At 49.9% G+C, this 24,243-nt stretch carries 16 protein-coding genes; 6 read left to right on the top strand and 10 right to left on the bottom strand.

Features of this window, described 5'->3' with window-relative positions; genetic code table 11:
- Positions 1 to 109 precede the first annotated feature (109 nt).
- Positions 110 to 361, bottom strand: coding sequence for a hypothetical protein (locus tag HY774_12230; protein MBI4749251.1), 252 nt, complete (start codon positions 359 to 361; stop codon positions 110 to 112).
- 75 nt (positions 362 to 436) lie between these two features.
- The gene (locus tag HY774_12225; protein MBI4749250.1) at positions 437 to 3,034 is read right to left on the bottom strand and encodes a PAS domain S-box protein; all 2,598 of its coding nucleotides are present in this window, start codon (positions 3,032 to 3,034) and stop codon (positions 437 to 439) included.
- A 571-nt stretch (positions 3,035 to 3,605) separates the two neighbouring features.
- On the opposite strand from HY774_12225, the gene HY774_12220 reads away from it, so the two are divergent.
- Positions 3,606 to 6,818: a mechanosensitive ion channel gene (locus HY774_12220; protein MBI4749249.1), complete on the top strand. Its 3,213-nt coding sequence runs from the start codon at positions 3,606 to 3,608 to the stop codon at positions 6,816 to 6,818.
- A gap of 213 nt (positions 6,819 to 7,031) precedes the next feature.
- On the opposite strand, the gene HY774_12215 is transcribed toward HY774_12220, so the two are convergent.
- A complete protein-coding gene (locus HY774_12215; GenBank protein ID MBI4749248.1) occupies positions 7,032 to 7,835 on the bottom strand; it encodes a glucose 1-dehydrogenase in 804 nt (267 codons plus the stop codon).
- 169 nt (positions 7,836 to 8,004) lie between these two features.
- Positions 8,005 to 8,994 (bottom strand): aldo/keto reductase, encoded by a 990-nt coding sequence (locus HY774_12210; protein ID MBI4749247.1) that lies wholly within the window; start codon positions 8,992 to 8,994, stop codon positions 8,005 to 8,007.
- Between the two features lie 604 nt (positions 8,995 to 9,598).
- On the opposite strand from HY774_12210, the gene HY774_12205 reads away from it, so the two are divergent.
- Positions 9,599 to 12,025: an ABC transporter permease gene (locus HY774_12205; protein ID MBI4749246.1), complete on the top strand. Its 2,427-nt coding sequence runs from the start codon at positions 9,599 to 9,601 to the stop codon at positions 12,023 to 12,025.
- Positions 12,026 to 12,322: 297 nt separating this feature from the next.
- On the top strand, positions 12,323 to 14,767 hold the full coding sequence (locus HY774_12200; protein ID MBI4749245.1) for an ABC transporter permease: 2,445 nt from the start codon (positions 12,323 to 12,325) through the stop codon (positions 14,765 to 14,767).
- Between the two features lie 182 nt (positions 14,768 to 14,949).
- On the opposite strand, the gene HY774_12195 is transcribed toward HY774_12200, so the two are convergent.
- On the bottom strand, positions 14,950 to 15,123 hold the full coding sequence (locus HY774_12195; GenBank protein ID MBI4749244.1) for a hypothetical protein: 174 nt from the start codon (positions 15,121 to 15,123) through the stop codon (positions 14,950 to 14,952).
- A gap of 272 nt (positions 15,124 to 15,395) precedes the next feature.
- On the opposite strand from HY774_12195, the gene HY774_12190 reads away from it, so the two are divergent.
- Positions 15,396 to 16,298 carry a TonB family protein gene (locus HY774_12190; GenBank protein ID MBI4749243.1) on the top strand — a complete coding sequence of 301 codons (903 nt, stop codon included), beginning with the start codon at positions 15,396 to 15,398 and terminating at the stop codon, positions 16,296 to 16,298.
- Here HY774_12190 and HY774_12185 read toward each other — a convergent pair.
- Complete coding sequence (locus tag HY774_12185; GenBank protein ID MBI4749242.1) at positions 16,279 to 16,974, bottom strand: DUF4388 domain-containing protein; 696 nt, start codon at positions 16,972 to 16,974, stop codon at positions 16,279 to 16,281. The two genes, HY774_12190 and HY774_12185, sit on opposite strands and share 20 nt — an antisense overlap.
- 186 nt (positions 16,975 to 17,160) lie before the next feature.
- On the opposite strand from HY774_12185, the gene HY774_12180 reads away from it, so the two are divergent.
- Together HY774_12180 and HY774_12175 are read left to right on the top strand one after the other, a co-directional pair.
- On the top strand, positions 17,161 to 17,676 hold the full coding sequence (locus HY774_12180; protein MBI4749241.1) for a hypothetical protein: 516 nt from the start codon (positions 17,161 to 17,163) through the stop codon (positions 17,674 to 17,676).
- Positions 17,677 to 18,010: 334 nt separating this feature from the next.
- On the top strand, positions 18,011 to 19,240 hold the full coding sequence (locus HY774_12175; GenBank protein MBI4749240.1) for a serine/threonine protein kinase: 1,230 nt from the start codon (positions 18,011 to 18,013) through the stop codon (positions 19,238 to 19,240).
- Between the two features lie 153 nt (positions 19,241 to 19,393).
- Here HY774_12175 and HY774_12170 read toward each other — a convergent pair whose 3' ends face one another.
- From HY774_12170 to HY774_12155, 4 genes are all read right to left on the bottom strand, one after another.
- Positions 19,394 to 19,963, bottom strand: coding sequence for a hypothetical protein (locus HY774_12170; protein ID MBI4749239.1), 570 nt, complete (start codon positions 19,961 to 19,963; stop codon positions 19,394 to 19,396).
- 32 nt (positions 19,964 to 19,995) lie between these two features.
- Positions 19,996 to 20,967 (bottom strand): hypothetical protein, encoded by a 972-nt coding sequence (locus HY774_12165; protein ID MBI4749238.1) that lies wholly within the window; start codon positions 20,965 to 20,967, stop codon positions 19,996 to 19,998.
- 44 nt (positions 20,968 to 21,011) lie between these two features.
- Positions 21,012 to 21,686 carry a hypothetical protein gene (locus HY774_12160; GenBank protein ID MBI4749237.1) on the bottom strand — a complete coding sequence of 225 codons (675 nt, stop codon included), beginning with the start codon at positions 21,684 to 21,686 and terminating at the stop codon, positions 21,012 to 21,014.
- A gap of 42 nt (positions 21,687 to 21,728) precedes the next feature.
- Positions 21,729 to 24,243, bottom strand: a 2,515-nt coding sequence (locus HY774_12155; protein MBI4749236.1) for a hypothetical protein, incomplete at its 5' end; no start/stop codon positions are given.

The following is a 24,243-nucleotide window of genomic DNA, read 5'->3' as shown; positions in this document are numbered from 1 at the left end:
ATACCAACACTCTCCTTTTTGGTGTCCACCACCGAATTTTCATTTTGTAAATGATACCAAAAATGAGAGTTGTTGGTTATTTTTTCGTTTTTCTTACGTCGAACTCACGTTAAATAGGGGATGAAATTCGACCACTCGCTGGCAGAAACATTGGTTTTCGCCCGGATGGACGCTGGAACAGGAGTGGTGAGCGAGAAACCGAAAATCCCACGGGAACCGGGATCGAACCAGCTTCCAGCGCCCATCCGGGCGCAAACCACTGCGGACCAAAGATCCGGTGGTGTGCCCAAAGCGGCAAACCACCGGCTATTGTCCGGCGCCCATCCGGGCGGAAGCCAATTCGGAGGAACCAAAATTCCATCCCCTATTTATGGGGACTTGTACTAACCACTAACCACTAACCACTAACCACTTTTTTTCACTCTTCATTCTTCATTCACGCCTTGAGCACTTTGTGGAGAAATCCGGTCAATCGGTTGACGGAGAAGGGTTTCTCCAATAAATACACATTCGAACTGGCATCCAAATTTTTTGCCATTTCAGCTTCACCGTATCCGCTCATCAACACAACTGGAAGGACTCTGGACAGTTTTTTGGTTTCGGCCACGAATTCGTTGCCACCCAGTCTGGGCATCGAATAATCAACGAACACAAGTCTCAGGTCGTCCTGATTTTGCTCGAACATCACCAGACCTTCCATTCCATTTTGAGCCAGCAGGACATCAAACCCCAGTTCTTCGAGCACATCCTTGAGCAACATTCGAATTTCGGCTTCATCGTCAATGACCAGAATGGTTCCCGAGCTTCTCCAATCAAAGGCCGGGGTTTTACTCGAACGAATGGTTTCAAATGAAATCTCATATTTTGGAAAATAAAGCGTTACTTCGGTTCCGTGACCCGGCTGGCTAAAAACCTGGATGCCGCCGTTGTGACTGCGCACAATCCCGAGCACGGCGGCCAAGCCAAGCCCGCGCCCAGTAAATTTTGTTGAAAAGAACGGGTCGAAAATACGGAGGAGGTTCTCTGGTGAAATCCCAGCGCCTGAGTCTTTGACGCGAAGGTACAGGTACTCACCTTCGCGCAAATTTCCTTGAAAAAATAAGGATTTGATTTCTGAGCGGGTCAACGTGCACAGGCCGGTGCTGAGCTGGATTTCGCCTTCTTTTTCTTCGAGCGCCTCAGAGGCATTGGTCAATAAATTGATAATGACCTGCTGAATTTGCGAAGCATCAGCCTGGATAGGAGGCAGGTCAGCCACCAGGTTCAGTGAAAAATTGGCTTTCTTGGTAATAATCGTCTGAAACAAATGCGACATTTTGGAAATCAGGGCCGTCAGGTCAATTGGTTCGATGATATACTTTCCTTTTCCAGCATAGGCCAGTAATTGTCGGGTCAGGTCAGCCGCCCGTTGGATGGCCAGTTCAACCTCTTTCATTTTCCGAACCGCCGGCGAATTTGGAGGCAGTATGCGCAGGGCCAATCCCACGTTGCCCAGCATGGCGGTTAACAGGTTGTTAAAATCGTGAGCGATGCCGCCAGCCAGCACTCCTATCGTTTCCAGTTTTTGGGCCTGCCACATTTGTTCTTCAAGTTCTTTCTGCTGGTCAAAGGCTTTATATTGCTCGGTTACATCCCGGCCAATCCCTATACTCAGGCCATTGGGAAGCCGCGAAATTTTCCATTCAGTATCAAGCAATATTCCATTGCGAGTCTTCATTTGGAAGTACTCCCAATCAGTGGATCCTCGGGTGGCAAAGTCCAAGGCTTTGCGCCGTGTTTCAGGATCTTCAAAGACCACATCAATGATTTCGTTGATGGAGAGCCCTTGGAACCGACTTCCGATGGTTTCTTCAATCAGCCGATTCGCATTATGAAAGTTCCCACTGCCATCAAAAGTCGCGGCCATCACCGGCAAATGGTCAAAGATGGTCTGGAGCAACTGATTTTGATCAACCAGCGCCTGAGAGGTGGCCAGGTGGTCAGTGACGTCATATAAAAGCCAGATTTCCTGGTCATCGAGGCTGACACCTGAAAATTCGATATGTTTGATCTGGCCATCTTTTCGGCAGACGGGAATAATGATCGGCTTGCGTGATGGATTTGCCCGGTCGGTCAGGTAGAGTGCTTCCACTTCCTTTGAACGCCCCGGATAGAGTGTTTCAAACCAGCTTTGAAGCGTGTTGATTTCCGAACCGGAGTATCCGGTTAACTGTTCAACGGCTCGATTAAACCAGATTTCATTGCCTTTGATATACACTGCGCCAGCGGGCAGGTTTTCAACCAGTTCACGAAAGATTTTTTCATTCTGGCGAATCGCTTCCTCAGCTTTGATCCGGGCGGTGAGATCGCGAATGACCGAAAAACTAAACGGTTTTCCTTCCAGTTCAACCAGACTGCACGAGACTTCAACTGGAATCTGTTTTCCCTGGGTATTGACATGGGTGGTTTCCAAAATCGCCAGTTCATTTTCAGCAAGGGATTCAAATTTGAACTGGCATTTATCCAAAGAAAAAGTAGGGTCAACATCTGGAACCGTTTTTTTCAGCAGATCCTGTTCAGCAAGTCCAAAATGCCGACAGGCCGCGCTGTTGACATAGACAAACCGGAATTGATCAGTTGGATCAATCAGGCACACCGGATCCTGGGTCAATTCAAACATCTGTCCAGCATAGTTCAAAAATGGCTGAGCCACCGGTCTGGTATGGACTGATTCCAGAATCAGGCTCAAGCCGAAAACCGTCCCTGCCGCATCAAGCTCAGGCGTTACGGTGCCCATCACTCGCTCAACCTGATGATGATTTCGAGACAAATATTCTTCAAAAGAAAGGGTTTCGCCTCTCAACCCGCTGTGCAGGTATTGGGCCAACTGAGCAAAGATCACCCTGCCCAACACAGCATCAAGCGGCTGGCCTTCAACCGATGCTTTGTCATAGCCGGTCCACTCAAGAAATGTTTGGTTGGCCCAACCGATGTTCAAGGTAGAATGAAGGTACACCACTGGGATCCGAAGTGATTGCAGCAGATGCGTCAACATAAGGAGCCTGATAGGAGCAGGTAGCTGACCAGGAAGTGGGACAACCTGGCAGTATAAAGCAGCTCAAGGGATTAAGTACTTTACCGAAAATTCCAAGACATTTTAACCACGAAAAACACGAAAAACACGAAAAGAATCAAATACTTACCAAATTCAATATCTCAGGAAACTTACGACAGAGTACTTACCAGATGTTTTTCAATCAGATTCTGGTTGAATGCGGGGAAAAATTGGCCTGAATCAGGCGGCAGAATAGCAAAGAACAATTACACTATCCAATCAAGACCTGAAAAAGTTATACCCATTTGTCGTCAGTCGTCAGTCGTCAGTCATCAGTCGCTTGCTAAGTTTGTTTGATTGAATCACTTGACTGTTTTCTAATCCAAGGATTTCAATACAAATTGTGATTATGCCAAACTTTTCTTTCAAACTCAGTGATAGGTTTCTCCACCAGGATTCATTTTTCATTCGATGCTTTGATGAGTTTCCCCAGTTAACCCATTTGAATTCAGTTTTTTACGTGACTGTCAACGCGTTGACACATGGTTAAAAAGCGAGGTGTGTGGTGTTTTTGACTCGAAAAGGTCTTCAGCACTGGTGCTACGGGTTCCTGTGGCTGGGGATGGTACTGATTGTCTGCCAGCCTGTTTTGGCGCAACTGTCGTCCGCCAAACTCAATCCGACCGTGCCGGTCATTGAAGATCGAATCAAGCAACTGGAAGCCAACCCTGGAACAAATTCAAATCGAACCAAATCTATTGAAACCTATCGGCTGGCACTCATTCAGCTCCAACAGGCAGAGGAATGGACGCAAAAAGCCCAGGCATTTCTGCGGGAACAACAGGCAGCCCCCCAGATTCTGCAGGCGCTCCAAAAAGAACTGGATAGCCCGCTGCCCTCCCTGAACTACGCTTTGTCAAACCAGCCAACCACGGACGAACTTGATCAGGTACTGACCAAAGCCACCACTGACCTGAATTCCAATCAGGATGTGGTCAACGAACTGGCCCGAAAACTCATTGCCCTTTCCGAGCGGCGGCGATTGTTGCCGGGCCTGATGATGGAGGCAAAGTCGAGGGTAGGAAAAATAAAAACGGAACTGGCCACGCGCCCGCTCGATGGCGGTGATGACCAGAATACCGCCCTCCGGTATCTGAATGCCGCCACCGAAAAAGCAATCCTGGCCGAAGTCGAAGCCCTCGAAGACGAACTGGCCGGACTCGATCAGGCCGAAAAAATTGCCAAACTGCGCTATGACCTCGAAGCCCGAAAAATCACCCAACTCGAACAACAAATCAAAAGCTGGCGTGAAAAACTGACCACCAGCCGTCAGACCGAGGCCGAACTCACCCTCCAGCAAACCCAGGCCGATTTACAAAAAGTCGTCGAAGTACACCCTGGACTCCGGTCACTGGCCGAAGTCAATGTTGCCCTGGCCAGTTTGCGGACCGGGCCCACAAGTGTGGTTGTCGCCAGCGAACAAACCAAACATACGCTTGACCAGTTGAAACAGAAGCGAGAGCTGTTAACGGCGGACTTTGATCGGCTGGTGAGCCGGGTGGCGACCACGGGATTGACCAACTCGGTCGGAATGCTCTTGTTGCGAAAACGCGCGGAACTGCCCACCATTCCCCAATTGGAGAAAAATATCCAGTTGCGACAGTCCCTGATTTCATCGGTTCAAACCCAACTTTTTGAATGCAGTGAACAAACCCTCCCCACCACTGACATTGAGCCGCTGGTTCAGGTGACCTTGCTCAAACTTGATCCACTGCCCGCCAGGCAGCAGCCGGCCATTGAAGCGGCGATCCGCAATTTATTTCTGACCCGGTCCCGGCTGCTGGAACAGGTAACCGACGATTACAGCTCCTATTTTGATGAACTGGTCAGCCTGGATTCCGAAGAACGGGGGTTGATCCTCGATACCCGCCGCTATCTTGATTACATCAATGAAAATGTGCTCTGGGTTCGGGGCGTGCCACCGCTCAAAGCAGATGATTTATTCAAGGCCGCCAGCACAATTCGGAGCAATCTCAATTCGCAGTTTTGGAAACACGAAGCCGGCATTGTCTGGAAGGGGTTTTTGCAAGATCCATTGACCAGCCTCTTCATCCTGGCCGGAATTGGATTGCTGCTCTTCGTTCAAACTTTTTTAGGACGCAAGATCCGGCTCGGCGAACAGGATTCAGTCGCCTGGTGCTTTAACACACCCTTTGCCGATATTGTCGGCTTGTATTTTCTGGTGTTTCTCAACGCCCTGATCTGGCCGGTGATCATGTTTTCGGTCGCGCTACGGCTCAACCTCTTTGCCCAGGGGTCACCGGTTTCAACCAAACTGTCTTTAGGTATTGGGGCGATTGTGGGTCCGCTTTTTCTGTGCCAGTTGATCCGCAATTACGCCTGTAAATCCGGACTTGGGGAAACCCATCTGGGCTGGCTCCCCGAATGGAGCGCTTTGATTCGGGCCCAAATGCGACGCATGATCGTCGTGGTGCTCCCGGCGTTTTTTCTGGCGGCGGCATTTGGAATGAACAGTATCGAAGTTTCCGACGATACCCTTGGGCGGCTTCCCTTCCTGGTGGCATTGATCGTTTTGGCGACATCCCTGTACCAAATCTTTCGCCCTGCCGAACTCCCCGCGGAAACTGAAACGGACCCAGGTAAATGGGAAGTGTGGAAAAGCTGGCTCTTGTGCTGGGGTGTGGTTTCACTTCCGCTCCTGATTGGCCTGATTGCCATCCTGGGGTTTACCTATACAGCCTGGAATTTGAGCCGCAAAGCGGAAGCCACCGTTGCCGTGGTGCTATTTTTCAGTATCTTGCGCGCCTTGTTACGAACCTGGAGTTCCCAACGCAGGCTTGAAAAACCATCCTGTGACGCCCCCTCCACCCCGCCCCAGGAACGCTCGGTCAAACCAGAAGAAGCCCAGGTTTCGCCCTTAATCCTCACTGATCAGATTTACAATCTGGTTCAGGCGGTGGCGGTGTTCGGCGCGGTGGTGGTGGTTGGGTATATCTGGTTTGAGTTTTTCCCGATTTTTAAAACCTTGAACCGGATCGAATTGTGGTCATATACCGAACCCATCAGCCAGACACTCACCGCTTCAGATGGGTCACAAACCTCAAAAATGGTTGAACTGCGCAACCCGACCACGGTGCTGGATGTGATTATTGCCCTGGCCATTGCCGTTGTAACGTATGGAGCGGTTCAAAACATCCCGACATTGCTTAAACTGGCGCTTCTGAACAAATTACCCCTCGATGCCGGTGTCAAATATGCCATTTCGGCGGTGACCAGCTACGTGCTGACCCTGGTCGGTGTCATTTTTTCGCTCAGCCAGATTGGGATCACCTGGTCGAAAGTCCAATGGCTGGCGGCGGCGTTTTCAGTGGGTCTGGGGTTTGGATTGCAAGAAATTTTTGCCAATTTTGTGTCAGGAATCATTTTACTGTTTGAACGCCCCATGCGCGTTGGTGACATCATCACCGTGGGGTCGGTCACGGGGACGGTGACCCGGATCGGCGCTCGGGCCACGTTTGTCCTCGACTTTGACCGCAAGGAACTGGTGATTCCAAACAAAACCTTTATTACCGGGCAACTGGTCAACTGGACGCTTTCAGACGATATCATCCGGATTCAAATTCCAGTCAATGTGGCGTATGGCTCAAATGTTGAACTGGTTGAAACCCTATTGCTCCAAACGGTTACCGAGGTTCCAGACATTTTGAACGACCCGCCGCCGCGAGTGATCTTTACCAACTTTGCAGACAGTCATCGTCAGTAGTCAGTAGTCAGTAGTCAGTAGTCAGTAGTCAGTAGTCAGTAGTCAGTAGTCAGTAGTCAGTAGTCAGTAGTCGAGTGTTGGGAATTGAGAAATCTTGTCAAGTGGATTTAGTTCTATTTGAGTCAGTTAGGAACAATTCTTTTCAAGAATTCGACGGACTCAACGATCCGGGCTCTGACTACTGACTCATCAACTACTGACTACTGACTGGTATTATTTTTTCTCTGGTGTGGCCGAGGCTCCGGCCAGGATCCCGCCGTCAATCACAAACTCGATGCCGGTAACGTAGGCAGCTTCATCAGAAGCCAGAAACAAACAGGCGTCCGCCACTTCGCGGGGAAGGCCAAACCGACGAAGTGGAATGTCACTGGTAAACATGGCGACTCGTTGTTCGCGAAGTTCGTCATGCCCAAGCAGGTGATCCCACATCGGTGTCAAAATCGCGGCGGGATGAACCGAATTGCAGCGAATATTGAGTCCCTGTTCGGCACAGTAGAGCGCCACTGTTTTGGAATGATTTCGGACCGCGCCTTTGCTCGACGCATAGGCCGCCGCACCGGGAATTCCAACCTGACCCGAACGGGAGGAAATATTGATGATGACACCCGATTTGGCGGGTCGCATGGCTCGAATCCCGTGTTTGCACCCGAGAAACACACCTTCCAAATTGGTCGAATGGACTTTCCGCCAGCTTTCCAGCGAAGCGTGTTCCGGGTCCTGAGGGCCTAAATCTTCGTGAAACCCGGTGACGCCGGCATTATTGACCACGATGTCCAGTTTTCCTTTGTCTCTCACAACCTCATCGGTGACCTGGATCCAATCGGTTTCATTGCGAACATCCAGCCGTCGGTAGGTGGCACGATGGGCAAGCCGGTTGGTGACAGATGTGCCGAGTTCATCTTGAATATCAGTGACATAGACATAGGCACCTTCCTGGGCAAAGCGTTCGGCGATGGCTTCGCCAATGCCCTGGGCCGCGCCGGTTACCAGAGCAATTTTTCCATTCAGTCGTCCCATGGACACCCACCTTTCTTTGACCGGTTCAGTTTTGGAGAGAAATCAGCTTCATCATTTTTTTACCACAGAGAGCACAGAGGAACACAGAGAAAAACCAATTGTGCCTCGCCTCTGTGTTCCTCTGTGCCCTCTGTGGTGAATTTTGGTTTCCGCTGATTTTAAACTGGAACTACAGGGTTGAAATTAACTCAACCATTTTGCGGCGGGTCGGTTCATCGGGAAGCTTTCCAAAGGCTGCGCCCAGATTGTCTTTCATATGGTGTGGTTTGGACGTTCCCGATATGACACAGGTCACCGCCGGGTGTGAAACAACATACTTCAGGAAAAATTGCCCCCACGAGGCACAGTCAATTTCGGCGGCCCAGGCCGGAAGCGGTTTTCCCTTCACCCGTCCAAACAATGACCCGCTCTCAAGCGCCCGGTTGATGATCACCGCCACGCCTTTTTCAGCCGCCAGCGGAAGCAATCGGGATTCGGCTTCCCGAGTAAGGATGGAATAATTAAACTGAACAAAATCAACGGGTTCAGATCGAAGAATGCGTTCGAGGTCCGGGTATGCGGAAACCGTGTAATGAGTGATTCCGAGATACCGGATTTTTCCTTTGGCCTTCCAGTCACGGAGCGTTCGCAGGTGGATCTGCCAGTCCATCAAATTGTGAATTTGCATCAAGTCAATGGTTTTGGCTTTAAGCAGGCGGGCGGATTGTTCCATCTGATCAATGCCAGCCTGTTGTCCCTGAGTCCAGACTTTCGTTGCCAAAAACAACCGGTCGCGAATTTGAAGCTGGGCGGTTAAATCTCCCACGACTCGTTCAGACTGGCCATACATCGGGGATGAATCAATCATTGACCCGCCAAACTTGACCAGCATTTGCAATACTTCACCCAGCGGCGCCCGTTCAGCCTCGGATGTGCCGGCATCAAACGTCTGCCAGGTGCCGAGCCCAATGGCGGGGAGCTTCTCACCGCTGGAGGGAATGACGCGTTTGAGAATGTCCCTGGGATTCACATTCAGTGGTTCAGCTATCACTGCAGACGAAGTTCCAGACGATGAATTGCGATTGAGATCAGCCGCCCGGCAGCCAGGTGTCAGACTTGAAACCAGCCCACCACAGAGCATGGACAACCACTGGCGGCGATTATGTAAAATTTGGTTCATGACCAATTGTCTCACTTTGGGAATAAATTGGCCTGGAGTGGTTATGCCATCAAAGGTCAAAATTGGAAATCAAAAAACAGTTTTTCTGTAAAAAATTGGTTTAGGATGCGGGGTTTTCAAATGAACGGTGTGCCCAATTGCGACAACCTTGTCCCAGATTCGAACACTCCGCAACCGAAAATTTGAAAATTTGGAGTGCTGTGACTTGTCACAGCTTTGGTATGAAGCGACTTGTCGCTGGTATACCTTCGGTTGAATCGTGGAACACCGCCAAAATTGAATAAGGACCTTACCGAAAGTTTCCAGACATTTTAACCACGGAAAACACGGAAAACACGGAAAAAAATCAATCACTTACCCAATCCAATATCTCAGAAAACTTCTGACAAGGTACTTACCACGACACGTCGGCGCACTCCCAAAATTCCTTTTTCATGGTTTGGAATACCAATTGCACCTTTGACCTGAATTCATTTTTTTCCATTCAAGCCATTTTCAAGAGACAGTATCGGGGTTAAGAATTTGCTGCAACCCACCCGCTCACGCAGGTGGTACGACCTGGTGACTTATCTCCAATACTGTCTACTATTTCGGGAGTGACACAGTGCATCACATTTTTCTGGATATTCGGACCAGCGTGCGGTTTTTTGTCCGCAAGCCCGGATTCAGCGCCATCATTGTATTGACCCTTGCGCTGGGTATTGGTGCGAACACCGCTATTTTCAGTATTTTACACGCTGTTTTAATCAATCCGCTTCCTTATCGCGAGCCAGACCGGATCGTCGGCCTGCGGGAATCTCTCCCGGATGAAGGGCTCATCCCGGTGTCTTATCGCTCATTTGCCGAATGGCGCGACCGATCAACCGCTTTCGAACGGATTGCCGCCGGGTCTAACTGGAATCCAAATCTGGAAGACGAACACAACCCCGTCCGACTCACCGGGGCCACCGTGTCTGGAGGGTACTTTGACGTCATGGGGCTTTCGCCGCTGGTGGGACGGGTGCCCATGGCTGATGACGAACGCCCCGATGCGCCGCGAGTGGTTGTCCTTGGGGAGCAACTCTGGCGGAATCACTTCCATAGTTCGCCATCAATTATCGGTCAGCAGGTTCGATTGAGCGGTACTGCCTTCACGGTCATCGGCGTTGTCCCAAATCCCTTTTTACAGTCCAACATTGGGTCGGCTGAACTCTGGACCCCGATGCGGGTGAATGACCAGACGGCGCGTGAAAACCCAGGGCGGTATTTGTTTGTGGTTGGACGGCTTAAAGCGGGAATCACGCTGGATCAGGCCAAATCAGATGCCGCCAGAGTGATGGCCCTGATCAAACAGGAATTTCCAGAAACCCACAACAGCCGCTATCAGTCAGTAGTTCAACCGCTTCGCGATTTTGTCGTGTCCCGAGATGTGCAGCAGGCGCTCTGGCTGCTGGTGCTGGCCGTGGATTGTTTGCTCCTGATTGCCTGCTCAAATGTTGCCGGGTTATTGCTGGCGCACGTCACCCAACGCGAACGCGAACTGGCCATCCGAACCGCCATTGGCGCCAGTCAGTGGCAAATCATCCGCCAGTTGCTGGTCGAACATACCGTCTTTGCCGTCATTGGCGGTGCCCTTGGCGTCTGGTCGGCCCATTTGAGCCTTGGAATCCTGGTGAAACTGAGCCCGGATCTGGTGGCTCGACTCAACACGGTGTCCATCAATGGTCCGGTTCTCTGGTACACGCTGGGCGTCACGACCGTCGCGGCAATTGTGTTTGGTGTCCTGCCGGCCATTGTTGGAACCAAAACTGATCTGATCGAAGCGTTGAAACAGGGGTCCACCACGGTTTCCCAGCAAAGCGGCCATAAGCTGTTTCAAAACGGTCTGGTCGTGGTCGAAATCAGCCTGGCATTTGTGCTGATGGTTGGGGCGGGCTTGCTGGTTCAAAGCTTTGTCAAACTCAATCAAGTCAAACCTGGATATGACCTGGACCCGGTGCTCACGATGGATGTGTTTTTACCCGGCGCCCGATACACCAAAGCCGAACAACGCATTGCCTTTTACCGGTCAGCCGTTGAGCGGCTCCAGGCAATACCAGGAGTCACGGCTGCCGCTGCAGTTCAGGGGCCGCCGCTCAAGGGGCCGATTTATTCCGATCCGGTTCTGATCGAGGGACAACCCACCCCGCGAACCGGGGAAATTCCCTTCATTCGCCAAAATGTCGTTACTGCCGGATATTTCCGCGCTCTGGGTATCGAATTCCTCAAAGGTCGTCCGTTTTCAGAGCTGGAAACCTGGGAAAACCACAACGTGATTGTGGTCAATCAGGCATTTGCCCGTCGCTTCTGGCCGGGAGAAGATCCACTTGGAAAACGCCTCAAAACTGGTGATGAGAAGCCCTGGCTGACGGTGGTGGGTGTCATTGCCGATGTCGCCCAAGACCGATTTGACAAATCTGGAATCGAAGAAATGTATTACCCCTATGTGAATCCGGCTGAAACACTTCCGGTTGCTGGCATGAATCTGGTTGTGAGGTCAACCCAAAACCCGGAAAGCTTGATTCCAGCCATTCGGCGGGAATTGCGGCACATTGACCCGGTGGTGCCGATCAATCGAGTGTTGACCCTGCGTCAGTTGGCCGATCAGGTCAATGGTCGCACCCGATTCATGCTCTTCCTGTTCAACCTGTTTGCCGGTCTGGCTCTGGTCCTGGCACTGACGGGCGTCTATGCCGTCATGACCTTTTTTGTGACCCAGCGTCAGCAGGAAATTGGCATTCGAATGGCAATGGGTGCCACGCAGCAACAAATTTTGAGACAGGTCATTCGTCGGGGAATGACGCTCTGTCTCATTGGACTGGCCCTTGGAATCGGACTCTCGCAACTGTTTGGACCCATCTTCAGTTCCCAGGTTTTTTCAACCTCAGTGTTTGATGGGCGGACCTTTGCCGGAATCTCCGTTCTGCTCATTCTCTCAACCCTCATTGCCGTGTATTTCCCAGCTCGCCGTGCGACGGAAGTTGATCCGATTGCTGTCCTGCGCGGGGAATAGGAGAACAAGGGGACTGGGTGACAAGGGGACTGGGTGACTGGGTGACAAAATGACACTGTGACAGAGTGAATCTGGTCAAATGGCTTTTTCTGTTAAGTACCTTGTCATAAATTTCCTGAGATATTGGATTTGGTAAGTATTTGATTCTTTTTGTGTATTTCGTGTGTTTCGTGGTTCAAAATGTCTGGAAATTTTCGGTAAGGTACTTAGAAACCCCACCCGCTGACGCAGGCGGTACAGACTACTCGCTACTTGCTACTCGCTACTCGCTTTTTGATCGCTAGTTCGCTAAAAACTATGACTGGAACAATTGGGCAGGAACTCAAAACCGCACTCAGGATATTGATGAAAAACCCTGGGTTTACCTTCATTTCGGTGCTGGCGCTGGCATTAGGGATCGGTGCCACCAGTGCTATTTTCAGCATTGTGAACGGTGTGTTGCTCCGGCCATTGCCCTTTCAGGATCCGGAACGCATCGTCTGGGTTTGGGAAAACAACCTGTCGCGCAATCATCCGGAGGTCGAGGTTTCCTACCCGAATTTTGTGGATTGGCGCGAGCAAAACCGGGTTTTCGAACAACTGGCCGGTTTGCCATCGGTCAACTTTGACCTTACGCTCAAGACTGATGTGGAACCGGTTCAGGTTGAAACGACGTCGGTTTCCGTCAATTTCTTTTCGCTGGTTGGCGCCAAACCGGCTCTGGGTCGTGATTTCCTGCCCGAAGAGGACAAGCCCGATGCTCCGCCAACAATCATCATCAGCGATGGACTCTGGAAGCGATATTATGGAGCTGACCCAGGTGTCATTGGAAAAACGGTGGTGATTGATGACTTTCCAGTGGTGGTGGTCGGTGTGATGCCCGCCGAATTTGATTTTCCCAAGGGAGTTCAGGTTTGGGGACCACTGTCACATTACGGCTCCTCCTGGATGAAATCACGGGCCTTTCGGGTCATGCGCACCATCGGCAAGCTCAAGCCGGGAGTGACGCTGGAACAGGCTCAAGCGGAAATGAACAGCATCGCCCGAAATCTGGAACAATCGTTTCCCAAGGAAAACACCGGCTATGGTGTGACGATGATTCCGCTGCTGGATTCGGTCTTTGGGAAAGTCAGTGTTGCTCTGAAAGTGTTGCTTGGGGCGGTGCTCCTGGTGCTCCTGATTACCTGTGTCAATGTGGCCAATTTCCAACTGGTGCGGATGATACACCGCCGCAAAGAACTGACCTTGCGGGTGTTGCTCGGTGCCAGTCGGCGGAGACTGGTTCGAATGTTGATGTTTGAAAGCCTGATGCTGGCACTGGTTGGCGGCACCCTCGGACTTGGAATTGCCATGCTTGGCGTGGACCTGTTGAAAAAGCTGGCACCAGTTGATATTCCCCGGATTCAAACCGTCTCGGTTGATGGCAAAGTTGTCATGTTCACCCTGCTGGTTTCCTGTTTGACCACTCTGATTTTTGGATTGATCCCTGCCCTGCGGGTTTCAAACACAAATCTGGAAGAATCGTTGCGTGAGACCTCGGCCAAGCTCGCCGGCTCCAGTCAGGGCACCTGGTTGCGCAACTGGTTTGTGATTTCTGAAATTGCGCTGGCGCTGGTGCTCATGGTTGGGGCGGGGTTGATGGTACGAACCTTTCATCAGCTTCAACACCTGGATCCAGGCTTTAACCCCGAGCAGGTGCTGACGTTTCGACTTCCGCTCTCACAGGCCAAATACCAGACCAGCCAGGACCAGAAACAGTTTTTTGAAAAGACGCTGGATCAGGTTCGGCAACTTCCCGGAGTCGTTTCGGCGGGTGTGGTCCTGCAACGACCGCTTTCAGGAACCGTCGGCTGGGATTATCCATTCACCGTCGAAGGCCAATCTCCCGAAGAACACGACCAGAACCCATATTCAAATTATGAGTGTATTTCCCCCAACTACTTTAAAACCCTGGGAATTCCATTGCTCGCCGGGCGGGATTTCACCGAATTTGATCGCGGAGACCAGCCAACGGTCGTGATTGTCGGAGAGTCATTCGCCAAACGCTACTGGCCCGGTGAAAACCCGGTCGGCAAGCGACTGCAATTTGGGAAACCAGGTTCAAAGTCGCCAATGATGTCGGTGGTCGGCGTCGTGAAAGACGTCCGGTATCGCGAGTGGGATGACACGCGGCTTGATATTTACACCCCGATCTTTCAAAAAGCTGAATTCCGCGCTGACTTTATGCTCAAACTGTCACCTGAAGTCACCCAGGCACAACAAACCGATCTGGTGAAACGCATTCAACAGATTGTGTTTGCGATTGATAAGGATCAGGTCATCAGTGCGGTGACAACCCTCAATTCCCTGGTTGCGGAAACCCTGGCTCGGCCACAATTTAACGCCGTATTGCTCGGCTTGCTGGCGGTGCTCGCCATTGTGCTCGCGGTGTTGGGAATTTATGGCGTGATGTCGTATTCGGTCACCCAGCGCACTCAGGAAATCGGCATTCGACTGGCGCTTGGGGCAAAAACCAGCGATGTGATTGGGCTGGTGGTTCGGCACGGCATGCGGCTGGCGGTGATTGGTGTGTTGCTTGGATTGCTTGGGTCTTATGTCCTGAGCCGGTTTCTGACGACGCTCCTCTATGGAATTAAACCCACGGATCCGGCGACCTACATTCTGTTGTCGCTGACGCTGCTGGTCGTGGCCCGACTGGCCTGTTACCTGCCAGCCCGTCGGGCGGCACGAATTGATCCGATGGTGGCGCTCAGGTACGAATAATGCCATCCAGGGTTCAGGGTTTGAGCAAAGCACTTACGAATTCAACCTAGTCATGATTTCATTGACTCCTTCACAATTTTTCGGGACTGGATTCAAAGAGGAAAATGCGCAGAAGCTGTAAGTGCTTATTTTTCAGGCATAGAGTTCTGCGACACGCTCTAAGTACCTTGTCATAACTGTTTCTACCGGATTTTGTGTTGCGGACAAATCAGGAGTGCCAGGAAGTCAGTACCACCCGCGTCAGTGGGTGGGTCAGATGGCTTCCAATCCCACCCGCTCACGCAGGTGGTACTGACAAGTCCTTTATTTTCAACACCGGCCTGGCCCAACACAAAATCCGGTAGAAGCAGTGTCATAAATTTTCTGAGATATTGGATTTGGTAAGTGTTTGATTTTTTTCGTCTATTTCGTGTGTTTCGTGGTTCAAAATGTCTTGGAATTTTCGGTAAGGTACTTATTTCCCTCGGACTCCCCAAGTAGTACAGTTTAAAAAAATGAAGGAAAATTTCGGCAAACTGGTGTACCTTCAACAGGCGGGGCAAACCCGCAACGCTTAAGGCTCAGGGCCTGGTGCTGAGGATTCAAAACATTCGAAAAACCAGGCACCAGTCACCACTGACCAGGTACCATGAAACCAGACTCACGCGACTTCGTGCCGAAATTAGCCGCACCTCAGATCGGATTTTCTTTTTTGGAGCAACTGGATGCCGGCGCTTCACAAGAAAATACCCGACGCTTTAGATTTGCGTGTGTTTGTCTGTGCGGGTACGTTCTGCTGTTTGGCATTGTCAGAATCGTCGAAATCGCCCTCGAAGTCCCCGTACTTGTCGGTGGGGTTGAAGTTGACTACCTTTCCCCAATGGAGAGAACCACTTCGGGAAAAATTCCCCTTCCTGGTCGTCAGAGTACTCCGCTGGTGTTGAATACAGGCGATGGAACTCGCATGGTGCAACCAAACTGGAAACTCCCTGAAAAAACTGAATCCCCGACCGTTTTTGAACCTCCAGTTGTTTCCCCGGAAGTTCTCAACTCACCACCTGGAACCAGTCCCAACCCGGCTCAAAAGGTGGCTCAGGGAATTGATTTAGGCAAAATTGGTGGCGAACCGGTGCATCCGGGCAATTCAAGTGTATATGATGGCAGTCTAAACGTGGCGTTTGACGAAAAAGGAGATTCTCCTGCCCCCAGCCGGCCTGGTGCACCTGGGCCAGCATCCCCAAATGGCCAGCCCAATCCAAATGTGGGGCCCCAATCAGTGAGCGAATTGTTTTTGCGCTCATCCGCCATTGATCGCGTGGCACCGGCATATCCGCCGATTGCGAAAGAATCTGGAATAACTGGGGTGATCGTGGTGGAAATGGTTGTTGGAACAAATGGCCGGGTTGAATCGGCGAAAGTGATCTCTGGCTCTCCGATCTTTCACGCCGCGAGTTTGGATGCGGCCAAACGATGGAAATTCAGACCGCCACAATACAATGGAATGAACTGTAAGTTTATCGGGAGACTGACGTTCAGGTTTGTTTTGGAGTAACCGGGCGAATACGTTCGAACAGGATCTTCATGGCGTCCACCAGATGCGTCAGGAGCTGGTGTTCAGAAAGCTTCGTCATTGAAGTAATCAGGACGATAAAATTCTTTTCCACAAACACCGATAACCGCTCAGTTTTATATTGAAATGACGCCGTGAGAAACTTCCCGGCACCAACCGTGATGGATTCGGAAAGGGAATGCACCAGAAAGGCGCCGACAAGTGACGCGGTTGAGGCATTTTCGGCATTCACGGTTCCGCCGGCTGCCAGTTGCGTACCATCCCGACCGGCTAAAATGACCGAATGAACGCCTTTGAGGCGACACAGCTCATTGACAAAACAGTGGTGGGGATCCGCCGCCATTTTGGAGGCATGGTCACTGGCGGCAGTTCGTGCCGCCCGAAGAATATTTTCCTGAGATTCAAAAATGGTTTTGGGAACTAACCGGGTTTCTTTTTCCAGGATGAAGTGCCCGGTTGTCAGCACCACGGCTTTCATAAGGGCGGTGAGCCCTTCTTCATCTTCACAGGACGCATCCACAAAAGTTGTCCCATCGTGGCAAATGACAAACTCTCCCTGACCTGAAGTAATGACCAGCCGAGATGGGCGGGCGTTTTCCACCATGAGCGCCAACAACGCCGACACGCTGACATCCGCAAGATCCCCATTGATCGGCATGACTACCTCCAGGTGAAATCACCACCAAAAACTTTCCAGGCATATTAACCACGAAATACACGAAAACCACGAAAAAAATCAAGCACTTACCAAAACCAGTTTCTCAATAATTCAATGACGTGGTACTTAATCGAAATCATTTCGGAATCACGGACACAGGTCTTCTTTTTCAATGGTGAGGAGCATATGAAAGAATTCGAACCCTTTTTAACATCTGTGGCCTCCATTGATGGACTGCTGTGGGGAGGCATCGTGAGTTTGCAGGGGACTGTCCTGGCACGGGTTGAACCGCTGCAAATTCCCGTGTCATCTGAAACGACCATTGCCAAAGCCCTGATTCTGGCAGGTGCCATCGGATGTTGTGGCGAGCGTCGGCCAGGGTCAGTTGTGTTGCAATACACCGAAATGTGCGCCTTAATGCTGTTTGATAAATGGTTCCCGGTACAATCGGGTTCCACACTCTGGCCGGCCTGGCCGGCAATTACGGTTCCGAGAACAATGGCGTCTCAGGTGCCGACCCTGCGAATGAAAATTTCCGTTGCCATGGGCAATGAACCATCAGTTCAAAATATTCGAGCCTTGCGCCTGGAGGGAATCCGCCCGGCAGTGCCTGAGGAAGTTGATGACGAAATTGGACGCGTTCTCTTGAAAAGCCTCAAGCATGGCAATCCATCAGGGACGTTCCCTGAAATGTTCAAATAATGCCAGTTAGTAGTCAGTAGTCAGTAGTCAGTAGTTCACTAAGTTTATCTGATCGAATTATTTAACTGTTTTCTAACCCAAGGTGCGCACGATAAAACAGTGTGCGGATCTTGTCAGTGGCTTACTCAGAATTGAATCTGGTACTACTATTTTGGAATGAAGTGCTTGTATGAGTGAACCGTCAAGTGACTCAAGGAAATGGAGTTAGTGAACTACTGACTACTGACCACTGACTACTGACTGGTTTCAGTATTTGATCTTTTTCGTGTCTTTCGTGTGTTTCGTGGTTAAAAATGTCCTGGTATTTTAGGAAGGCACTTTCTTAGGATTGATCATGACCACAAGGGATTTTGAAGAATGGACCGAGGATTCCGCCGATTGGGAACTAAAAGATCCGTTAATCGGCCAGACCCTTGATAGCCGCTGGCAGGTGGCCAGATTGCTTGGCCAGGGCGGGATGTGCCGGGTCTATGAAGCCACCAACCAGGATGGATCGCGAGTGGCGGTGAAATTGCTGTTGCCCGAATATGCCGCCAATCGGAATGCTGCCAAACGGTTTCGCCGTGAGGCCAATATCCTGATGAAACTGGACCATCCGAATGTCGTGAAAGTCAAACTGGTCGGCACCCACCAGGGCCGCGATTATATGGTGCTGGAACTGCTGGATGGCCGAACCTTGAAACAGACACTGGCCGAAGACGAGCGGTTCTCGTTTGATCGAATTGCCTCGATTTGCAGTCAAATTGCGGATGGGCTTTCGGCAGCCCATTCGTCAGGCATTATCCATCGCGATCTCAAACCGGAAAATATCATGTTGATCGGTTCTGGTGACTCGGAAACGGTGAAAGTGCTGGATTTTGGCATTGCCCACCGTGACGACACCTGTCAGGACCCGACGATTCAAACCAGTTCAGATTCAATTCTTGGAACGCCGCAGTACATGGCGCCGGAACAGGCGTTGGGAGACCCGATTGATGCTCGGGCGGATATCTACGCTCTGGGTCTCATCTGTTATGAAATGATTGCCGGCCAACCCGCGTTTAAAGGTGGCCGCCGAGAAGCCCTGATTTGTCGGCAAATTTCAGAAAATCCTCCGCTCCTGAAAGAATTTCGAGCCAATGTCCCGGCCCTGCTTGAAGTGACCGTTCGCAAAGCGATTGATAAAAAACCCCGCCGCCGTCATCAGACCGCCCAGGAACTGGCGGACGATTTCCGGAGAGCCCTCGCCGCCGCCCGAATGCTTGCGGGTGCAGCATCTGGATATTCAGCCGATGACTCAGACACTTCGGTACTTTCGCTGTTATCGCCTGGGTTCAACCACCGGAAAACGAGTTACGCCCAATCGTTCGACAAAAAACCAGAGGCAATGCCACTGGTCCCGGAAGTAAAACCAGATTTAGATGAACCCGAAGAAAATATTCTGGCCACGATGCCGGCGACATCCCCAGACAACAACCTGGTTCGGTGGCTTGGACCGGCGTTGCTGGTGATCGGCGGTTTGGTGCTGCTTTCAATATTGGGGTACAAAGTTCTGGAAGGGATTGGCGTTCACATCTCCAGGTAGCCCAAGGAAATCCTCACCAGAAAAAAAGTTCAGAGTTCCGCCTTTAGGCGGGTTTTGTGTTCCAGATTCAAGGTAAACGGAGAAAAACGCTTGAGTCTGGTTTGTCCGCCTGAAGGCGGAAACTCTGAACTCAACCTGGGGCAAGTCATTTATTTATGATGTTTTAACTTGGGGTTTTGAAACCATCATTTTGCCGCCGATGTTTCCCTGAACAAAGGAATCAAACCGGGCGAACGCGGCTTCTCCGAAAGCCGTTCGGAGTTGATCGCGGAAACGCAAAATCGTAGCGTCCCGGTCTTTCTGCAATTGCAGCAATTCCGGAGGTGGAGGTGGAAGCGTTTTCCCCTGCGGAATTTGACCGTTTGGGAATTGGGCCCTGAAACTGGCAATGATGGTTTTGGCACGGGCGTCGAGCGTGTCTACCTGTCGGGTGCAGTCTACGGCGGTTTTGAGTAGGACGGCGTTTTGGGCGTCGGTCAGTCCGGCGAGATTGCGGTAAACGGCGCGGTACTTGTCGGCATTGGCCGGAGACTCAACCGCTTTGGCTTCCAGCGCGGCTACCTGGCGAAAGAGTTGAAAATACACGACCTGCTGCGGAACGGATGCGGCTTGTGTGGTTCCTGCCTCTTGTTTTTTGTGTTGGGGTAATGGTGTTCCAAAAACCGTCAGTTGGATCAGAAAAAAAATTCCACAACTTCCTGCAAAGAAAGATTTTCTAACCATTGTTTTCCTCTTTCGGTTTTGCCAATTAAAATTTACTTCGATTTTTCCTTAATAAATTCCAACACATACGGAATTAAATCTTTTGAATAATCCAAATTGAATATAGGATCATCATTTTTGTCCATAATCGCTGAATAAATACAACATCTTATGTTTTCCGTCCTGGTGCAGATGCCGCCTATAGATGGCTGGATTTTAGCCTCATCAACAAACGTATTCTTTATTATTTCCGCTGGTTTTGTCGGCCCATCATAATCTGTATGGTGCTCAATCGAATTTGCTGCGGACGATACCGTAGGAAGCTCAGTTATTCGAATTAGAAAGCTCATTCTTCCAGGCAAAATAGTTCTAATCTCTTTTCTATTCACAGAATAATCCGTTATTACTTGTCTTTGAATAAAGGGGATGTTCCCTTCCTCGTTTTGTCGCTTGAGATAGTTCCAAAAATGTTTGGCGAACTGTTGACCAATTTGCAGCCAAGCGCCATAAGGGACTTTCATATCAATGGGTTCAGGGCAAATTTGATTTACACTTTTTCCATGTGAGAATCCGCCTCTTGAGTGATAGGGTTTGACAATCACAACAAGATTTTTTTCTCTAAAGTAAAGAATTGGGAATTGCAAATCAGGCCAGCCATTTGCTTCATTACCAAGATCCGGCAATTGTATATCGGTTAGACCATATTCTCGATTCAATCGAAGATACTTTTGGTAGCTTTTCCTTGCCAATTTAGGGGTTCCAAACACTTCAACATCAATTTTAAATTCGAAATTGTCCGTTTCATAATAAACCCACCTAAGGTTGGATTCTTGCTTGATATTGGGAATTTCCTGAGTTTTCAACGGATCTCCCTCTGGAACTCTTTCTTGTGCTTCGACTTGTCCAGAAACAGGAAGATTCTTTAACCCTGAACTACAGTAATTGACAAGACTTTGTGCCATAATCATTGGCTGCACAAACAAAACGACCACAAATACAAACCATAAACTTTTGAACCAGTTCATTTTAACCCCTCCTTATCGAATATCCATTTAAATACTTTGTTTACTTATCGTTGGCCTTGATCTTTTGAATATTGGTCCATAAAATCCAGCACATACCTAGCAAACTGTTGGGCCAGCTTGTGTTCCGGCGAATAATTCGGAACACGTTTCGGCAGAGTCGTTGACTGAACCCAGGGCTCTTTCATCAACTGGTTATAGGCTTCTTGTGATTGCTGGTATTCAAGCTCCTCTTTGGCTTGTTTTTCCTCTTCCGTTAAGGGTTGGTGGCGAGATTGCGAAGAATCTGGTTTCAAATGAACAGCCAGATTGACAAAAACACTTCCCCGTCTTGCCATAACAACGCCATCATTCCACCCTCGCGCTTCATCGCCAAAGTTTGTTAAAATATATCCTTCACTATCTCTCCCAGTTCTGATTGAATGATGAAATCTTCCTGTTGCTTGTTCCTGAGTTTCATAAAAACTCACTCCAATGTAGAGGTAATATTCTTTAACTTCAAATGATTGAACAACAACCGAGCGAATTTGGGAAGTTGATTCTATGTCTTGCCTTATGAGAATTACTTCTCCTTCTTGGCTTTTGATATAGGCTATCAACTGATTTGATAGTGTTTTTAAATGTTCATTTGAGTGGATCTGGAGATAGCTTTGCTTAGGATCAGTTTGAGATATAAATATCAACCCTAGTATAATAATTGCAAAGTTCTTTAAAATTGGCATAACTTCTTTCCTTTCTGCCTGAAACAACAGTTTCTCTACCATTTATGGAATAACCCGGATAAGAATCTTAGGTGTCTTTTCTCCAAAGAATTCGATATTGCTTCGGGTATCAAGCATTTGCCACTCAAACGAATACTCTTTAGGAGTGGTGGTTTTTGGAGCGACGGCCTCAAAGTCAAAGGTGTGATCACGACCGGGAAGAATCATCGGGGGTATTCGACTCTGGACTGACGACCCCCAGGAATTTGGTGGCAAATCGGGTGATTGAACAGGTTCCAGAATCGGAAATCCTTGACTGGTAGCTTTCCACGGCACTCCACCAGTGTTTCGCATCGTGATTTTCACCTGAAATCGTTGGCCGGATTTTACCGTGAGTGGTGCATTCGGCATCTGGGAAACAAACCCGGCATTCTCCCCGTGTTCACAAATGCTCTCCTGGCTAATGGTGGTGTTCAAAGGAAGCCGTATTCCGGTCAACCCATTGTTAAAGCCGGTTTGGAAATTGGTAAAGAGCCTTCCCTGATCGTCCATATATTCATGGAATCGAAATTCCGAAAACTTAAACAACACCGGTTCTCCGCGAGGTTCGCCATCGAAGGTGCCATAAGATGGATCGTAGAACATGGAGATTTTGGGTGTTATTTCCAAGATTTCCACATAGGTAAAGTAATCAAAATGTGGATTCTCCTCAACATTATCATTGGCTGGACGCTTGACTTGAAACGTGACCAACTTCCGCCCGCCATCACTTCTGGAAGGGTCTTTGATGTAGGTATAAAGATGGCGAATGGTTTGCTTGCCGTACCAGATATAGACCGGCTGGGCATTGATTCCAATACTCTTCAAAAGCCCACTCAGAAGCACGGCGTGATTTGAACTCCCCCCCAATCTATTATTGAAATTAGTAATTTCCAAAGGGTGTCTCTCGAACGTCTGATTTGTAGATTGAAGCTGAATGCTTTTTCCTACTTCTTTCGTGATTTTATCCAGAAGCGCAGTCAGATCTTTAATTGGTGTTTCAGATTGGTTTTGTGCATTGTCTATCCCGCCAGCGACGAGTCCGCACCCCCATTCCAAAGCCCGGTCAAAAAGCTGGTTGTTTTGAATCCCGGTTTCACTCAATGGATCCACAAATGGGGTTGGTTTCGGGTCACGATACGTCCAATAAATGATATGCGGCCCAGTTTGCGCCGAATCTGAGTCAAGGCGTCCGCTGAATGGAATCCAGATGTCCTCGCCTTTGGAATCCTTTTCATACGACACCTGCCAGAGAAGATTGTATCTGCCGGCTTTGACTCCCTGACCTGACCGCTCCAGTCTGGTTCGATCCAGGACAAAAAAGTCTCGCACTGGAAACCCATTGGGGTCTTTTGTGTCATTGGGAAGTCGCGTGCCAAGCACTCCAAGTTGAACTCCCTTGGCGGTTCCCAATGGAGTACTGGGAGCATCCGCCCGAACCACCCGTGCTTTTGCTGGAATTTGACCAAAGCTGAAGATGTTCGGCGGCTCAGTGGTCAGTTGGGCAAAGATCTTGACTTCCTGATCTGAAACGGGTGGGGTGTTGGTGTAATTGTAGGCGGCTTTTGAGTTTTCCTGGTTGCCGTTTCGTTCCCAATTGGGTTCGTTCCCGTCATTCGGGATTGGCGGATGGTCCGAATCATCCCAGACCAGGAGTTGATGGCCTCCGGCGAACCCAACCTGGTTTACGATAAACTTGATGACCGTAAAGGGTTTTGAATCTTGTTCAGGACCCTGGCCGAACAAGAGCTTTTCCCGAACTTCCAATTTCAGATCGAAAGGACGGAGACTGACTCGGGTACCACGGATTCGGACCGTCCGCAATTGATTTCCGGTGAACCTGATTTCCTGGGCGCTTCCACCATTATCAAATTCAGCCAATCCAGCGCCGCTTTGAGTGATGATTTTCACCTCAACATTGAAGACATCGGTTGGAGTTTCCTGCTGGCTTTTCAAAGTAACATCGTAAATGCCGTTCAGTGGTACACCTGGGAAAGGCTCAATGGTCACTTTTTTATCAATCACTCGAAAATACTTCGGGAATTCCACTCCCGTCTCAAACGTCAGGAGCGCGGTATATGGCATCTCCATGGTGCCAATTGGAGCGGCGGTATCAACGCTGAACTGCACTTTCAACTGATCCCCATTAGGAGAAATTCTTTTCGTGTGATCGAGAACCTCAACCTCTCGATTCATCGCTTCCTCTCCGGTAGGAAGAAAAATCTTGATTGAAATTCTGGATGGATCATTGCCGAAGCATTGTCCGTCAAAGGTCATTTCACGGGTTGTGCCTCGGGTAATGGCGTCAGGGGAGAGCGTTCTAACTTCGGGTGTGCATCCCGCCGCCGTTTGTTGATCGGTGGTAAACCCAAGGCACAGCCGTTGTTCGACGGTCAATACCTGTGGTCCTTCGGCCAGCCAGATGAAACCGTCGCTATAGACCTGGTCGCTTTGCATCTCCGAGAAGTTGAATTCATCGTCATATCTGAAATCGTTCGGTGGTGTAACGATCACCGTGTAGAACATGTCCAGGCAATGG

The organism is Acidobacteriota bacterium (genome assembly GCA_016208495.1).
GTDB lineage: Bacteria > Acidobacteriota > Blastocatellia > Chloracidobacteriales > Chloracidobacteriaceae > JACQXX01.
The sequence above is the reverse complement of the archived record's forward strand: the minus strand, read 5'-3'. Positions and strand labels throughout refer to the sequence as shown.

Coding starts and splice junctions, on each gene's coding strand:
- HY774_12185 (MBI4749242.1), bottom strand. CDS start 16,974: ATGCCGATCAATGGGGATCTTGCGGATGTCAGCGTGTCGGCGTTGTTG.
- HY774_12160 (MBI4749237.1), bottom strand. CDS start 21,686: ATGCCAATTTTAAAGAACTTTGCAATTATTATACTAGGGTTGATATTT.
- HY774_12190 (MBI4749243.1), top strand. CDS start 15,396: ATGAAACCAGACTCACGCGACTTCGTGCCGAAATTAGCCGCACCTCAG.
- HY774_12165 (MBI4749238.1), bottom strand. CDS start 20,967: ATGAACTGGTTCAAAAGTTTATGGTTTGTATTTGTGGTCGTTTTGTTT.
- HY774_12170 (MBI4749239.1), bottom strand. CDS start 19,963: ATGGTTAGAAAATCTTTCTTTGCAGGAAGTTGTGGAATTTTTTTTCTG.
- HY774_12195 (MBI4749244.1), bottom strand. CDS start 15,123: ATGACACTGCTTCTACCGGATTTTGTGTTGGGCCAGGCCGGTGTTGAA.
- HY774_12175 (MBI4749240.1), top strand. CDS start 18,011: ATGACCACAAGGGATTTTGAAGAATGGACCGAGGATTCCGCCGATTGG.
- HY774_12225 (MBI4749250.1), bottom strand. CDS start 3,034: ATGTTGACGCATCTGCTGCAATCACTTCGGATCCCAGTGGTGTACCTT.
- HY774_12230 (MBI4749251.1), bottom strand. CDS start 361: ATGGAATTTTGGTTCCTCCGAATTGGCTTCCGCCCGGATGGGCGCCGG.
- HY774_12200 (MBI4749245.1), top strand. CDS start 12,323: ATGACTGGAACAATTGGGCAGGAACTCAAAACCGCACTCAGGATATTG.
- HY774_12180 (MBI4749241.1), top strand. CDS start 17,161: ATGAAAGAATTCGAACCCTTTTTAACATCTGTGGCCTCCATTGATGGA.
- HY774_12210 (MBI4749247.1), bottom strand. CDS start 8,994: ATGAACCAAATTTTACATAATCGCCGCCAGTGGTTGTCCATGCTCTGT.
- HY774_12215 (MBI4749248.1), bottom strand. CDS start 7,835: ATGGGACGACTGAATGGAAAAATTGCTCTGGTAACCGGCGCGGCCCAG.